Genomic DNA, 15,129 nt, shown 5'->3' with positions numbered 1-15,129 from the left:
GTGTCGCCACCGGACCGATGGCGGTGCCCCGACAGGGACCGATGCCCCGCTAGGGGATGTCCTGTTCGGCCCAGACGATCTTGCCGGTGGGGGTGCGACAGGAACCCCAGCCCCGGCACAACATGTTGATCAGTTGCAGGCCGCGCCCGCCCTCGTCGCTGAGCGACGAGTGCTGGATCTGCGGCAGGTCCGGGCCGGTGTCGGAGACCTCCACCACCAGACGATCGTGCCGGAGCAGCCGCAACCGGCCCGGGGCGTGGCCGTAGCGCAGCGCGTTGCCGACGAGTTCGCTGACCACGAGTTCGGTGACGTCGGAGAGGTCGCCGAGTTGCCACTCGTCGAGTCGGCCGCGCACCAACCGGCGGGCCAGGCCCGCCGCCGAGCCGTCCGGGGGCAGGTCCCAGACGAACAAGTCGCCGCCCAGGAGCGGCGGTTGGGTCGCCGCGACCATCATCACGGCCTCGTCGAAGCGGGCCCCCGCGCCTGGCGTCGGATCGCCGAGCACACCGGCGTCCAACTCGTCGGGGCCGAGCCGGGCGGCCCGGTTGCGCAGCCGGGCGAGCTGTACGTCGATGTCCTCGGTCCGCGACTTGACCAGCCCGTCGGTGTAGAGCACGAGTCGGCTGCCCGGCGGAACGGTCAGGCGCAGCGGGTCGTACGGGATGACGCCGGCGCCGATGGGCGCGCCGATCGGCACGTCCACGAACGACGCCTTGCCGTCGGCGTCGACCAGCAGCGGTGGCGGATGTCCGGCGCTGACCAGGGTGTACGCGCCCTCGGCCGGGTCGTAGACGGCGCACAGACACGTCGCGACCTGGTCGTCCTCCAGGTCGCGGGCGGCGAGGTCGAGGCGGGCGAGCATACGTTCCGGGGTCAGGTCGAGCGCCATGAGCGTGCGGGCGACCGCGCGCAGTACGCCGGTGGTGGCCGCCGCCGCCATGCCGTGGCTCATCACGTCGCCCACCACCAGGGCGGTCCGGCCGCCCGGCAGCGGGGCCACGTCGTACCAGTCGCCGCCGACGCCGAGCGGGTCGGCGGTCGGGATGTACCGGGAGTTCACCCCGAGGCCCGGGGTGCGGGGGGTGACGCGGGGCAGCAGGTTTCGCTGGAGCCTGGCCACGTGTTCGCGTTCGCGGTCGTACAGCCGGGCGTTGTCCATGTCGATGGCGGCCTTGGAGGCGAGCTGCATCGCCAGCGCGAGGTCCGCCTGGGAGAAGCCGGGTCGGTCGCCCGCGCGGATGAAGTCGGCCGAACCCAGCTGCACGCCGCGCGCGATCAGCGGCACCATCATGTAGCTGTGCACGCCCGCCTGCCGGAGCTTGGCCGCGGCGCTGGGGGTGGGCGCGATCTCGTCGAAGTCCTCCGGCCCGAAGGCGCTGATCAGTAACGGCCGGCCGTCGGCCAGGGCCCGGGTGAAGCGCGAGTCCCGCTCGGGGGGGGAGGTGGAGAGTTCGCCGATCTCGTCCGGCTCCAGGTCGGCGAGTCGGTCGATGTGCGCCACCGACATCGCCCGCCGGGCCGGTCTGCCGAGGCCGCTGGGGCGGCGACCCTCGTCGCCCTGGAGTACGGACTCGAGCAGATCGACGGCGGCGGCGTCGGCCAAACGGGGGACGGTGAAGTCGGCCAGTTCCTGGGCGGTGGTCTTCAGGTCGAGCGTGGTGCCGATGCGCAGGCCCGCCTCGTTGAGCCAACTGAGCTGATCGCGGGTGGCGCGGGTGCGGGAGGCGAGGCTCCGTGCCTTCGCCGCTCCGCGTCGCCGCACGTGTTTCCGGCCGTGACCGCCATCCACTCTCCCGCTCACCCGCACCTCTTTCCCTCGGCACCTGACCGTCGCACGCGACTCGGCCGCCCGTCGTGTCCCGACACCCACTCTTCGAGCGGGCCGGCGGGCCGACATGTGGGATGCGACTGTACCGGCGCGGGGTTGCGATTGCATCGAATCGATCGAGGTCGACGGAACCGAGCCAGACGGCGCGATCGCCCTTGTCCTACCCGCCCGGACCGCTCGCGATGCGAGGCGTGTGGGGGGCCGGCGGCGGGCGGGTGTATATCGGTTGAGGGGGTTGGCGGGGGCCGGCTAGTTTGACCGGATGGGCGAACATTCGGTGGTCGAGGACTGGCGGGCGGTCAATCGGGCCAACTGGGACGAACGGGTCCCGATCCATACGGCCAGTCGGTTCTACGACGTGGAGGGGTTCGTCGCGGGCAAGGACCCGCTGCGGGACTTCGAGACGGCCGAGGTCGGGGACGTGGCCGGAAAGAGCCTGCTCCACCTGCAATGCCACTTCGGGCTCGACACGCTGTCGTGGGCCCGGCGCGGGGCGACCGTCACCGGGCTCGACTTCTCCGCGCCGGCGGTGGCCGCGGCCGGCGCGCTCGCCGCGCGGATCGGCGCCGACACGGCCCGGTTCGTCACCTCCGACGTCTACGACGCGCCGACCGCGCTCGGTGGACGCACCTTCGACATCGTCTACACCGGGCTCGGCGCGCTGTGCTGGCTGCCGGACCTGGAGCGCTGGGCCCGCACCGCGGCGGCGCTCGTCGCCCCGGGCGGTTTCCTCTACCTGGCCGAGTTCCACCCGTTCGCCGACGTGCTGGCCGAGGACGGCCGCACGGTCGAACTGGACTACTTCCGGCGCGACGGCAACGTCTGGGAAGAGCCGGGCACCTACGCCGACATGAGCGCCGAGACCACCGCCAACGTCACGGTCGAGTGGCAACACGGCATCGGCGAGGTGGTCAGCGCACTGACCACGACGGGCCTGCGCCTGGAATTCCTGCACGAACACGACCACACCCTGTTCGCCCGCTTCCCCGACCTGGAGGAACGGTCCGGCATCTACCGCTACCCGGCGGACCGGCCGAGGGTGCCCCTGATGTACTCCCTGCGCGCCGGCAAACCGGCCTAGGGCGAACAGCCCTTCCCCGCAGGCGATTTCCGGCCGGGGACGGCTGCGGTGGTCGCGCCGGCGGGGTGGGTCAGGGGGTGGATCCCGGGGAGATCAGGCCGGATTCGTAGGCCAGGACGACCGCCTGGACACGATCGCGAAGGTCCAGTTTGTTGAGAATTCGGCCGATGTGGGTTTTGACCGTGGTCGGGCTCAGGGTGAGGCGGTCGGCCAGTTCGGCGTTGCTGAGGCCGGTGGCGAGCAGGCGCAGGACTTCGAGTTCGCGCGGGGTGAGGTCGGACAGGTCGCGATGCAGGGCTGCGGGGGGTTCGTCGCGGTGGGCGAAACGTTCGATCAACCGGCGGGTGATGGTGGGGGCGAGCAGAGCGTCGCCGGAGCGCACCAGGCGCACCGCCGCGACCAGGTGTTCAGGGGTGACGTCCTTGAGCAGGAAGCCGCTCGCGCCGGCGGTGAGCGCGGCGTAGACGTAGTGGTCGAGGTCGTACGTGGTCAGGATGATCACCCGGGTGCCGTCGGAGCCGTCCGGGCGCTCGGCGAGGATGCGGCGGGTGGCCTCGATGCCGTCCATGCGCGGCATCCGGATGTCCATCAACACCACGTCCGGACGGGTACGCCGGACCGCGGCCACCGCGTCGGCGCCGTCGGCCACCTCGGCCGCGACCTCGATGCCGTCCGCGCTCAGGATCATCCCGAACCCGGTGCGCACCAAGGCCTGATCGTCGGCGATCACCGCGCGCAGCGGCGCCCCGCTCACGCCGTCCGCCACGGGATGTGCGCCCGGATCCGGTAGCCGCCGGTCAGCGTCGGCCCGGCGGTCAACTCGCCGGCGTAGACCGCGAGCCGTTCGCGCAGCCCGAGCAGGCCCCGCCCGCTGCCGCCGCCGACCGGTGTCGGCCCGGCGGGCGCGACGCCGGTGTCGGTGACCTCGATCTCCAGCCGCTCCCCGGTGTAGCCGATCGTCACGTGCGCGTCGGCGCCGGGCGCGTGCTTGATCGTGTTGGTCAGCGCCTCCTGGACCACGCGGTAGGCGGTCAGGTCCACCCCCGGCGGCAGCGGCTGGGGCGGCAGCGACACGGCCAGGCGTACGGGTGTCCCGGCCGCGCGGACGCGTTCGATCAGCGCGTCGAGCCGGTCCAGGCCGGGCTGTGGTTCGAGTTCGTCGGGGCGTTCGGTGTCGGGGGCGGCGAGCAGCCCCATCACGTGGCGCAGTTCGGCCATCGCGGCCCGCCCGCCGGCCTCGACCGCAAGCAGCGCCGCCTTCGATCGTTCCGGCGCCGCGTCCATCACCGTGCGCGCCGCCCCCGCCTGGATCACCATCACGCTCACATTGTGGGTCACCACGTCGTGCAACTCGGCGGCGATCCGGGAGCGTTCCTCCTCGACGGCGCGGCGGGTGGCCTCGGCCTGGGCACGTTCGAGGTCGGCGTATCGTTGCCGACCGGCCGCCAGTTGCCGCTGCCAGAACAACACCAGGCCGGCCAGGCCGCCCGCGATCAGGATCACCACCCCCGGGCTGGACCAGCCGGGCAACATCGGCGGGGTGTCCCGGAAGGCGGCGCCGGCCAGCACGGCGGCCAGGCCCAGCCCGACCACCGCGCGGCCCCGGTAGCGGCTGTGCACCACCGCGCTGTAGGCGCCCAGGACGCAGGTGGTCACGTTGATCCAGGACGCGTGGTCCTCACCGATGCCCACCGTCGCGCCGAGGATCACGCCGAAGGCGACCAGCGGATACCGGCGGCGGACCGCCAGGGGCAGTGCGGACAACACGACCAACGGCCAGGCCCCCGAGTCGAGTCCGTGCTCCTCCGGCGGCGGCGGGAACCAGGGCTCGGGCGGCTCCGGTGGCATCGGCTGATCGCCCATCGGACCGACCGGCCCCGGCCCGGCGTCCGGATAGCGCACCGCGACCACCAGCGCGATGAAGGTCAGCACCACCGCGAGCAGCACATCGGCGTACCGCGCCCGCCGCGACAGCGGCGCCGGCTCGGCCTCCGGGCGCAGCACGACCCCCAGTTGCCCGCGCCATCGGCGCCAATCGTCCCTGAACACCGGCCCATTGTGCGACCCGTCCGCCGGCCGCCGCATCCCCCCGCACGACCGGTGCCCCGGGCCGAGCGGCGTACGTCGCAGGGATGACCCCGCCCGCGGGTCCTTCCCGGGAAGGGCCGGATGTCGGCGCGGCGGCCGACGCGCCGCGAGCACCCGCGCACCTAGCGTCGCCGAGGCCGGCAGACACGCAACCCCCCACAACGCCAAGGACGGACAACTCCCATGACCCCTGTGATCGAACTCGCGGGCGTGGCCAAGCGCTACGACAGCGGCGGAGCGCCCGCGCTCGGCCCGCTCGACCTCGGCGTGGCCCGCGGCGAGGCGCTGGCGGTGACCGGCCCCTCCGGCAGCGGCAAGTCCACGCTGCTCAACCTGATCGCCGGCCTCGACCGGCCGAGCGAGGGCACGGTGACCGTGGCCGGGCAGCGCGTCGACGGGCTGAGCGAGCACGCGCTGGCCCGCTTCCGCCGCGAACACATCGGCATGGTCTTCCAGTTCTTCAACCTGCTCGACGACCTCACCGTCGCCGACAACATCCAGCTCCCCGCGCAGTTGACCGGAACCGGCCGACGCAAGGCGGCGGCGCGGGCCGGCGAGCTGATGGAGGTGCTGGGCATCGGGAAACACGCCCGCGCCTACCCGGGCCGGCTCTCCGGCGGAGAGCGGCAGCGGGTCGCGGTGGCCCGGGCGTTGATCAACCGGCCCGCTCTGCTGCTGGCCGACGAGCCGACCGGCGCGCTGGACAGCGCCTCCGGCGCGGACGTCCGGGAGTTGCTCACCGAGTTGCACCGCGACGGGCAGACCATCGTGCTCGTCACCCACGATCCGGCGCTGGCCCAGGCCTGCGCGAGCCGGTCGATCCACCTCGTCGACGGGCACCTGGCGCTCGACCCGCGCGCGGAGGCGGTCCGATGATCGGGCGCGGCGCGCTCGGCCGGGTGGTCCGCTCCGGGGTGTCCAGGCGTCGGGTACAGACCGTGGTGATCGCGTTGGCCACGATGATGGCCGTGGCCTCGGCGGTGGTCGCCGGATCGCTCGTGGTCGCCGCGAACGCGCCCTTCGACCACGCCTTCGCCCACCAGCACGGGGCACACCTGAGCGCCCAGTTCGACCCGGGCAAGGTCGGCGCGGCGGACCTCGCGGCCACCGGGCACCTGGCCGGCGTCACCGCGAGCGCGGGACCGTACCCGACCGCGACGATCCACCCCACCGACGGTCGCGGCGGGCACTTCCCGGCACTCACCGTGGCCGGTCGTGCCGGTCCGCACGCGGCGGTGGACGACCTCGACCTCACCTCGGGCCGCTGGGCGGAGAAACCGGGCGAGATCGTGCTGTCCACCGAGTTCGCCGGCCCCGACATGCCGCCCGGGTTCACGCTGGCCGGCTCCGACGCCCCCGGTGCGCCGATCCTGGCCGTGGTCGGCATCGCCCGATCGGTGAGCCGTACCGCCGGCGCCTGGGTCACTCCGGACCAGGTCGGCGCGCTCGCGTCCACGAACGAGCCGGCGGGGCTGCAGATGCTCTACCGCTTCGCCGCCGCCGGGACGGACGGCAAGGTCGCCGACCGCCGGGCCGAACTCGTGTCGGCCGTACCGGCGGGGGCGTTCCTGGGCGCCCGGTCCCACCTGGACACCAAGCGCGCCGCCGACGGCAACGCCGCGCCGACCATCCCGTTCCTGACCGCCTTCGGCGTGCTGGGCATCGCCATGTCGGTGATCATCGTCGGGAGTGTGGTCAGCGGCGCGGTCGGTACCGGGCTGCGCCGGATCGGCATCCTCAAGGCGATCGGCTTCACCCCGCGCGAGGTGGTGCGGGCCTATGTGGCCCAGGCGTTGGTGCCGGCCGCCGTCGGCATCGGGCTCGGTGTGGTGCTCGGGAACGTGATGGCGCTGCCGCTCCTGGCGGATACCGAACAGGTCTACGGCGACGCCTCGTTGTCGGTGGCCTGGTGGGTGGACGTGCTGGTCGCGGTCGGCGCGCTCGTCGTGGTCGCGGTCGCCGCGCTGGTGCCGGCGCTGCGGGCGGGTCGACTGCGTACGGTCGAGGCGATCGCGGTCGGTCGGGCGCCGCGGACGGGGCGGGGGCGGTGGGCGTACCGGGCGACCGGGCGGCTGCCGCTGCCCCGGGCGGTGACGTACGGTCTCGCGAGCCCGTTCGCGCATCCCGTGCGGACCCTCGCGATGGTGCTCGCGGTGGTGTTCGGCACCGTCGCGGCGACATTCGCCGTGGGCCTGACCGCGTCGCTGAACGCGGTCGGGGACGCGCGCGACCCGGAGAGCCGGGCGGCGGTCACGGTGCTCGTCGGCGCCGCGGGCGGACCGGGCGGGGCGCCGGCGATGAGCGCGGGCCCGGCGGGCGGCAACGCCCCCGCCGGCGGCGCGGGGCCGGGCGGCGGCAACGCCCCGGCCCCGGGCGGGAGCGCCGACAACGCCCCTGCCGGGGGCGGCCCTTCCGCCCCCGCCGACGCGGCCCGGATCCGGGCCGCGGTGGCGGCCGCGCCCGGCACCGCCACGAGCTACGGCGTGGGACACGCCGACGTCACCGTGACCGGCATCCCCGGCTCGGTCCGGGCCGCGCTGTACCAGGGCGACTCGCGGCCCGGCGGCTACCCGATGATCGCCGGGCACTGGCTCGACGGGCCGGGGCAGGTCGTGGTGCCCACCCGGTTCCTGGCCCGCACCGGCACCCGGATCGGCGACACGATCCGGGTCACCCACGAAGGTGACGCCCAGGCCCTGCGGATCGTCGGCGAGGCCTTCGACACCTCGGACGACGGCACCCGGATCCACGCCGACATGGCCTCCTTCGCCTCGGCGCGCCCCGACGTGTACCTCATCGGCCTGAAGCCCGGTGTGGACCGCGACCGCTACGCCGCCGATCTCGCCCGCGTGGTGGAGCCGTCGGGCGGCGCGGTGCTCGGCGACGCGTCCTCGGGCGAGGGCGGCCTGATCCTGGTCCTGGACGCGATGGCCGTGCTGCTCACCCTGATGCTGGTCGCCGTGGCCGGGCTGGGCGTGCTCAACTCGGTCGTGCTCGACACCCGGGAGCGGGTGCACGACCTCGGCGTGTGCAAGGCGCTCGGGATGACCCCGCGACAGACGGTGGGCCTCGTGCTCGCCTCGGTGGTCGGAATCGGGGTGGCCGGCGGCCTGATCGGTGTCCCGGTCGGCTACGCGCTGCACGGCTACGTGGTGCCCAGGATGGGCCACGCCGCCGGCACGAACCTGCCGCCGAGCGTGCTCGACGTGTACGACCTCCCCGAGTTGGCCCTCCTGGGCCTGGCGGGCGTCGCCATCGCGGCCCTCGGCGCGCTCCTCCCGGCGACCTGGGCGGCCCGGACCCGCACGGCCACGGCGCTGCGCACCGAGTAGGGCGGCGCCACGCACCGGCACGGCGTACCGCCCGTCCGCTCCGTCCCGCTCGATCCACCCTGCCCCGATGCCGAGTTCGGGGCCGGGTGGGCCGGTCTCGGGGGCGGGTGGGTCGGTAGGCTGCGTGTGGGGGGTTTGCGAACGTGGGGGCGGGTCATGACGGGGCGGGACGAGCCGGACTGGGATGCGTTTCTCGCGCGCGAGGTCGCGCGGGCGAACGACGCGGCCGGCCGAGCGGGTGGGGACTTTCCCGGCGCGGGAGCGAGCGGGGGTGCGGGCAGAGGCGGTGACCGCGGCGGGACCGGCGCACGCCGGGGCGGGGCACGATCCGGTGCGCGGCCGCCCGGGCACGTGTCCCCCGGATGGCTCGCCGCGTCCGTCGTGGGCTCGGTGATCCTGTCGGTGGGCGTGTACGGCTTGGTCCGCCCGGCCGACAGCGGGCCGAACACGGCGGACGTGTCGGTGGTCTCCACCGCGCGCCCGACCCTGGTGATCGGACCGGTCACCCCGACCGCGGGTATCCCGGCGAGCCCTCCCACCGGGGGCGGCGCGAGCACGCCGCTCCAGGTGGGCCGGGCCGAGGCGGCGCCGCCCGTGCCCGAGACAAGGGCGTTTCCCGAGGCGCGGGTACGGCTGCCGTCCGGGGCCGAGTTCCAGCGGGTCGACGTGCATGTGCCCCGGACCTGCGCCGAGATGTTCGCGCCCGACCTGGCGGCCGCGGTCGCCCGGGGCACCGGCTGTACGCGCCTGTCCGCCGCGCTGTACACCGACGCCGACCGGCGGATGCGGATCAGTGTCGCGGTGGTCACCATGAACCGTGCCGAGGACGCCGCCGCCCTGTTCGCCCTGACGGGCACGGATCCGATCCGCTACCAGGTCGTCGCGCTCGACCCGCCGGCCGGCTCGACCCTGAAGCCGGTACCGCCGGGCGGCACCGGCGACTTCGGTCGCCTCATGGCGGTACGTTCCCTGGTCGTGTCGTCGGCCGAGTGGAGCGACGGCCGGACCGACGGCGCCAAGGAACTCAGAAGCGCGGCAGGCGAGTTGCTGAAGTACGTGCACACCCGCGTGGCCGACTACGAGGAGCACGTGGGCTGATCGCGGGAGGCGGCCGGGATCGAATCCGGTCGGTCTTCGCATACCTCCGCCATCACGACGGGACGACCCGGCCGCCCCCCGGGTGTCGGTCGTCCCGTCCGTCTGGAACCATGCCCCGCGTGAACCCGGAGAGCCCGCCATCCCCGCCCGACCACCTCCCGGACTCCTTCTGGGAGCGCGTCGAGGACGTGTGCCGGGACCCCGAGCACGTCGACGCCGCGCTGCGCGCCGCGGACCCGGCCGACCTCGTCCGCTTCCACCGCGAATTCCTGGACGCCGTGGTCGAGTTGCTCGACGACCCGTTCACCCCGTACCTGCCGGACTCGGAGGACGGCGCCGAGGACGTCGCGCACTGGGTGGTGAGCCGGGGCCGGGCGTACTACCGCTCCCTGTGGGCCGATCCCGAAACCTTCCCGGCCTGGCGACCAGGACTGCCCGGGGTGCATGTCGGGCAGATCGCGAGCGTCTACCACGACCTCACCGGCGAGACGCTCGACTGGGATTGGGAGGACTGAGTCCCCCACCCGTCCCGCCCGTCCCGCCCGCCCTACCCGCCCTCCCGCCTCGGCCGATCGTGGCCGGATCCCACCGCGGGTTCGCCGGCCTCGCGGCCCGCTTCGCATCCCCATCGGGCAGGGTTTACGAACATAAGGACGACCCCGTACAACGTGTTGTGATCATGACATCCGACCGGCGCGTTTCCGTGTGTCGGCCATTCCTGAAAGGCGCCGACCGGCACAAGATGGTGCCCGTCGTCTCCGAGGCCATCGGAACGGTTGACAGCCCGCGAGGAGAGGACGCGCCGATGAGCGACGCGCCGGACAGCACGGACACCGCAGACGCCGTGGACACCGCAGACATCACGTACGGGAGCTATCTGCGGCTGGACACCCTGCTGTCCTGCCAGCAGCCGGCCACCGACGCGCACGACGAGATGTTGTTCGTCGTCATCCACCAGGTCTACGAGCTGTGGTTCAAGCAGATCCTGCACGAGGTGGCACTGCTCCAGCGGCACCTGGAGACCGGGAACAGCGCGGGCGCGCTGCATACCGCGCGTCGGGTGGCCAAGATCCTGAAGACCGTGGTCGGCCAGCTCGACATCCTGGAGACCATGACACCCCGCCAGTTCGCGTCGTTCCGGGACGCGCTCGGCACCTCCAGCGGGTTCCAGTCGGCCCAGTTCCGCGAGCTCGAAGCGGTGCTCGGGCGCCGCGAGTTCGGCGGCTACGACCTGGACCTGGACGACCGGCTCAAGGCCGCCGCGCACCGCCCGTCGGTGTTCGACTCGCTGCTGCGCCACCTCGCCGCCCTCGGCTACCCGGTGCCCGCGCGGGTCCTGGACCGCGATCCGAGCCTGGCGTGGCGGGCCGACCCGGACGTGCAGGCGAGCCTGGAGGCGGTCTACCGCGACGAGACCGGACACGCCGCGCAGGTGTGCGAGGCGCTCGTCGACATCGACGAGGGCCTCCAGGAATGGCGCTACCGGCACATGAAGATGGTCGAGCGCACCATCGGCGCCAAGCTCGGCACGGGCGGCTCGTCCGGCGCGGCCTATCTGCGCTCCACCCTGTTCAACCCGGTCTTCCCGGACCTGTGGGAGGTCAGGTCGAAGGCCTGAGCCGGGCCGCGATCAGGCCCCGGCCAGGACCGCGTCCAGCCGGGCCGCGCGCGCCGGGATCTCGTCGACGGTGATCGGCTCGGCCAGGTCCGGCGCGATGCCCGCGACCGCGCGGTGTGCGGCGGCGGTGAGCCGGACCGTGCCGTCGGCGTCGATCCGGTCGATGCCGTCGCCGGCGGCGAGGCGCTCGTTGAAGGCGATCGCGTCCGCCTCGGCCAGGCCCGGCGGCAGGTCCAGGGACACGGCACCGTCGACGATCCGGACCGGGTACCCGCCGGGCAGGCCCGCCGGCGCGGCGGTGGAGTGGCGCAGCGCACCGGCGCCCGGCAACAGCGCCTCCAGGACCGGGAGTACGGCGGCGCCGGTGACCACGTTGTGCCGCAGGCCGGGCGCGATCGGCGGCGCCTGGTAGGCGAGGGCGTCTTCGCGCCGGCCGTCCTCGCCGAGATGCACCCGGCAGCCCAGGTCCGGGTCGGCGGGGCGTTGCGCGGCCATCACGCCGAGCACCTGCGCGTGGTGGGCGAGGACGCGGATCAGCGGCAGCGGCCGATCGGGGTCCGCGGCCCGCAGCGCGGCCCGCACCCGCAGGTGGACCATCGCGGCGTTGCCCAGGCCGACGGTGGGAGCCAGGCCGAGGCGGGCCAGTACCGGGCCGGTCACGTCCGGGAAGGACAGGTTCGCCACGGGGCCGGTGTACCCGGCGGCGCGGGTGGCCCGCATGACGGACAGGATCAGCGGCAGCTGGTACGGCAGCCGCAGGCCGAGACCGGCGGCGACGACCGCCTCGGCGGCGGGATCGGTACGGCCGGCGAGCGCCCAGGGGCTGCGCAGCGACGCGCAGTGCACGATCAGGTCGGGGCGGAGCCTGTCGATCAGCCCGGCCACCTCCTCCGACCGGGACGCGTCGAGCCGGACCGCCTCGACGAGGCAGTCGCGGGAACTGGCCACCGTCGCCGCCGCCGCGTCGCCCGTGGTCGAGCGGCCGGCCAGCACCAGCCGCCGCCCGGGCCCGCCCGCGGCCAAACCATCGGCGACCCGCTCGCCCATGTCCCCCACGCCGATGATCAAAATCGTGGTCATCGGCCGATCGTAGGGGCCGGATCGGCCCGCCGTAAGGCCAATGCGGGCCACGTCCCCGAGCCCGGCGCCCGCGGCGTCGCACCGCACCCGGAACCGGCGTCGGGACCGGACCGGGACGTGCGCGGGACCCCCGCCCCACGCGTTCGGGACGCCCGTGCGCCCACCGTGGAGAGCACAGGTCGCCGGTATCGCCGGCGAACGACGCGCCCCCGTGGACTGGGAGAGACACGATGACCACCGACGAGCAGGTATGGGCATGCCCGTTCCGGCACGACGAGGCACTGGAGCCCGATCCGACGATGGCCCGGATGCGCACCGAGGCACCGGTCGCCCGGGTCCGCATGCCCTACGGCGAGGGGCGCTGCTGGCTCGTCACGCGGCATGCGGACGTACGCCTGGTCACCTCGGACCGCCGGTTCGGGCGGGCGGCGCTGGTGGGTACCGACTTCCCCCGGATCACCCCGGCGCCGATCGCCCAGTCCGAGTCGATCAACCTGATGGACCCGCCCGCCCTCAACCGGGTCCGCCGGCTGGTGGTCAAGGCGTTCAGCAACGCGCAGGTGGACAAGCTGCGGCCGTGGACGCAGCGTGTGGTGGACGAACTGCTCGCCGGGATCACCGGGCACGGCGCACCGGCCGACCTGATGGAACTGCTGGCCGGGCAACTGCCGTTGCGCACGATCAGTGAACTCCTCGACGTCCCGGAGGAGGACCGGCCCCGGATGCGTCGGTACGCCGTCGCGATGATGTCGATGAAGCCGGCCGACCAGGCGTCGGCCGCCGAGGGAAAGGCCGGTCTGCGCGCCTACTTCACCGAGCTGTCCGCCGCGCGGCGCCGCGAACCGGGCGACGACCTGATCAGCGCGCTGGCGAGCGCCCGCATCGGCGACGAGATGTTGGGCGAGGACGAACTCGCGGTGCTGGCCATGCTGTTGATGGTCACCGGCCACGACACCACCACCTACGAGATCGGCAACATCGTCTACACGCTGCTGACCCATCCGACCCACCTCGCCGAACTGCGCGCCCATCCGGACCGGTTGCCCCAGGCCCTGGAGGAGTTGTTGCGCTTCATCCCCTTCCGCCAGGGCGTCGGCATCCCGCGCGTGGCCCTGGAGGACGTGGACTTCGACGGCGTCACGGTGCGCGCCGGCGACACCGTGCATGTGTCGTATCTGACCGCCAACCGCGACGAGGCGGTGTACGAGCGGCCCGACGAACTCGACTTCGACCGGGACAAGCCCGCCTCGCACATGGCCTTCGGGCACGGCACCCACCACTGCCTGGGCGCACACCTGGCCCGGATGGAAATGGAGGTCTGCATCGGTTCGTTGCTGGCCGCGTTCCCCGATCTGCGACTGGCCGTACCGGCCGAGCAGGTGCGGTGGAACACGGTGTCCATCTGGCGCTTCCCACTCGCCCTCCCGGTCGCCTGGTGACCGCGCGCCCGGGGTGACCTCGACGGGGTCACCCCTCGGGGGCCCAGCGTCCCGGGACCGATCCGGTGCGCAACCGGCAATTCGGTAGTAGGTCATCCGAACGGCCCAACGAGGATCACCCGATGGAGCGGCCTACCAGGCGACGGCCTCGGTGTCCGCGAGCCTCGATAGCCTGTCGCAATGGGCAAGAGTTTGATGTATCTGGAGATGACCGCGCCCGACGAACTGCGGCCGTCACGGCCCGTCGAGGCACTGGGACTGCGGCGGGTCGAGCCCTCGCCCGAGGTGTACGCGCTCCAGGCGCGGATCGGCGCGCCCTACGGCTGGCGCAGCACGGAGCGAACCGAGCGCGACTGGGCCGAACTTCGCGCCGCCCACCCGCTGCGCGAATCCTGGCTGATCACCCATCGGGGGGAGAGCGCCGGCATCGGCAACCTCGAACCGCAACCCGGCGGCGTGGTCGAGGTGGTCACCTTCGGCCTGCTCCCCGAATACGTCGGCAAGGGCCTGGGCGGCTGGGCCCTGACCCTGGTGCTCCGTCAGGCGTGGGCCACCCCGCCGCTCCCGGACGCCGCCGCGGTGCGCCGGGTCTGGCTGCACACCTCGTCCGAGGACCACGCCAACGCCCTGAAGAACTACCGCAGTCGGGGCCTGCGCCTGTACGGCGTGGAAGCACACGCGTAGGCCCTGTCCGGTCCTACCCGGTGAGCGACTGGGTGCCGAGCACGCCGAGGAGGGCGAGGCGTTCGGCGTCCGGGGTGTCGGGCTCGGCGGTGTAGACGATGACGCGCAGATCGCTGCCGGCCGCGTGCAGGACGTCGCAGTCCAGGGTCAGCGTGCCCACCTGGGGGTGGTCGACGACCTTGCAGGTCACCCCCTCCTGCGGCACCACGCCCGGCGACTCCCACAACGCGGTGAACCGCTCGCTCCTCGCGCGCAGTTCCGCGATCAGTCGGCGCAGCCGACGGTCCTCGGGATACCGGTTCGCCGTCGCCCGCAACTGGGAGACCTGAATCTCCTCCAACGCGCGCCGGGACTCCGGGGTGTGCCGGACCCGGCTCTCGGAGCCGAGGAACGCGCGCCACACCGCGTTGCGCTCGTCGCCGTGCTGCTCACCCATCAGCGCCGTGTACATCGGATTGGCCAGGAGCAGGGTCCACGCCGCGTCGCTCACCGCGACGGGGGTCCCGGTCAGCCGGTCCAGCATGCGCTGGATGCCCGGCGTGAGGTAGGCGGGTACGGTGCCGCGCCCCGGCGGAACCAACCCGGCGACATGGAACAGGTGCTCGCGCTCGGCGCGGGAGACCCGCAGCGCCCGGCCCAGTGCCTCGACGACCTGCTCCGACGGATTGCTCGCCCGGCCCTGTTCGAGGCGGGTCACGTAGTCGACCGATATCCCGGCCAGCAGCGCCAGTTCCTCACGGCGCAGCCCCGCCGCGCGCCGGTGCCCGCCCAGGGGCAGCCCGGCCGCCTCCGGGGAGACCCGGTCGCGCCAGCGTCGTACCGTGCGGCCGAATTCGGTGGTCGTCATGCACACCACTGTGCACCCGTCGACGCGGATGTGC

At 73.6% G+C, this 15,129-nt stretch carries 13 protein-coding genes; 8 read left to right on the top strand and 5 right to left on the bottom strand.

Annotated features, from left to right (window positions below):
• Positions 1-49 precede the first annotated feature (49 nt).
• Positions 50-1,762 (bottom strand): ATP-binding SpoIIE family protein phosphatase, encoded by a 1,713-nt coding sequence (locus ACMXN5_RS36245; protein ID WP_439679139.1) that lies wholly within the window; start codon positions 1,760-1,762, stop codon positions 50-52.
• A 328-nt stretch (positions 1,763-2,090) separates the two neighbouring features.
• Here ACMXN5_RS36245 and ACMXN5_RS36240 point away from each other — a divergent pair, with 328 nt between their 5' ends.
• On the top strand, positions 2,091-2,909 hold the full coding sequence (locus ACMXN5_RS36240) for a class I SAM-dependent methyltransferase (RefSeq protein WP_439679138.1): 819 nt from the start codon (positions 2,091-2,093) through the stop codon (positions 2,907-2,909).
• Positions 2,910-2,979: 70 nt separating this feature from the next.
• Here ACMXN5_RS36240 and ACMXN5_RS36235 read toward each other — a convergent pair whose 3' ends face one another.
• Positions 2,980-3,675 carry a response regulator gene (locus ACMXN5_RS36235; protein ID WP_439679137.1) on the bottom strand — a complete coding sequence of 232 codons (696 nt, stop codon included), beginning with the start codon at positions 3,673-3,675 and terminating at the stop codon, positions 2,980-2,982.
• Positions 3,660-4,994, bottom strand: coding sequence for a sensor histidine kinase (locus tag ACMXN5_RS36230; protein WP_439679136.1), 1,335 nt, complete (start codon positions 4,992-4,994; stop codon positions 3,660-3,662). Before ACMXN5_RS36230 ends, ACMXN5_RS36235 begins: the two co-directional genes overlap by 16 nt.
• Positions 4,995-5,180: 186 nt before the next feature.
• Here ACMXN5_RS36230 and ACMXN5_RS36225 point away from each other — a divergent pair, with 186 nt between their 5' ends.
• The 5 genes from ACMXN5_RS36225 (at position 5,181) to ACMXN5_RS36205 (ending at position 11,045) form a co-directional block, all read left to right on the top strand.
• On the top strand, positions 5,181-5,873 hold the full coding sequence (locus tag ACMXN5_RS36225; protein WP_439679135.1) for an ABC transporter ATP-binding protein: 693 nt from the start codon (positions 5,181-5,183) through the stop codon (positions 5,871-5,873).
• Positions 5,870-8,329, top strand: a complete 2,460-nt coding sequence (locus tag ACMXN5_RS36220) for an FtsX-like permease family protein (protein ID WP_439679134.1) — start codon at positions 5,870-5,872, stop codon at positions 8,327-8,329. The genes ACMXN5_RS36225 and ACMXN5_RS36220 overlap by 4 nt, the downstream gene beginning before the upstream one ends.
• A gap of 351 nt (positions 8,330-8,680) precedes the next feature.
• Positions 8,681-9,427 carry a hypothetical protein gene (locus ACMXN5_RS36215; RefSeq protein ID WP_439679133.1) on the top strand — a complete coding sequence of 249 codons (747 nt, stop codon included), beginning with the start codon at positions 8,681-8,683 and terminating at the stop codon, positions 9,425-9,427.
• A gap of 119 nt (positions 9,428-9,546) precedes the next feature.
• Positions 9,547-9,942 (top strand): hypothetical protein, encoded by a 396-nt coding sequence (locus ACMXN5_RS36210; protein WP_439679132.1) that lies wholly within the window; start codon positions 9,547-9,549, stop codon positions 9,940-9,942.
• Between the two features lie 290 nt (positions 9,943-10,232).
• Positions 10,233-11,045: a tryptophan 2,3-dioxygenase gene (locus ACMXN5_RS36205; RefSeq protein WP_395796012.1), complete on the top strand. Its 813-nt coding sequence runs from the start codon at positions 10,233-10,235 to the stop codon at positions 11,043-11,045.
• Between the two features lie 12 nt (positions 11,046-11,057).
• On the opposite strand, the gene ACMXN5_RS36200 is transcribed toward ACMXN5_RS36205, so the two are convergent.
• Complete coding sequence (locus ACMXN5_RS36200; RefSeq protein ID WP_439679131.1) at positions 11,058-12,125, bottom strand: KR domain-containing protein; 1,068 nt, start codon at positions 12,123-12,125, stop codon at positions 11,058-11,060.
• A gap of 230 nt (positions 12,126-12,355) precedes the next feature.
• On the opposite strand from ACMXN5_RS36200, the gene ACMXN5_RS36195 reads away from it, so the two are divergent.
• Both ACMXN5_RS36195 and ACMXN5_RS36190 read left to right on the top strand, forming a co-directional pair.
• Positions 12,356-13,564, top strand: coding sequence for a cytochrome P450 (locus ACMXN5_RS36195; RefSeq protein WP_439679130.1), 1,209 nt, complete (start codon positions 12,356-12,358; stop codon positions 13,562-13,564).
• 180 nt (positions 13,565-13,744) lie between these two features.
• Positions 13,745-14,248 (top strand): GNAT family N-acetyltransferase, encoded by a 504-nt coding sequence (locus tag ACMXN5_RS36190; RefSeq protein ID WP_395796009.1) that lies wholly within the window; start codon positions 13,745-13,747, stop codon positions 14,246-14,248.
• Between the two features lie 13 nt (positions 14,249-14,261).
• On the opposite strand, the gene ACMXN5_RS36185 is transcribed toward ACMXN5_RS36190, so the two are convergent.
• The gene (locus ACMXN5_RS36185) at positions 14,262-15,095 is read right to left on the bottom strand and encodes a helix-turn-helix transcriptional regulator (RefSeq protein ID WP_380012027.1); all 834 of its coding nucleotides are present in this window, start codon (positions 15,093-15,095) and stop codon (positions 14,262-14,264) included.
• Positions 15,096-15,129: the final 34 nt, after the last annotated feature.

The organism is Embleya australiensis (genome assembly GCF_051903075.1).
GTDB lineage: Bacteria > Actinomycetota > Actinomycetes > Streptomycetales > Streptomycetaceae > Embleya.
This window is presented reverse-complemented; position numbering and strand designations above follow the sequence as displayed.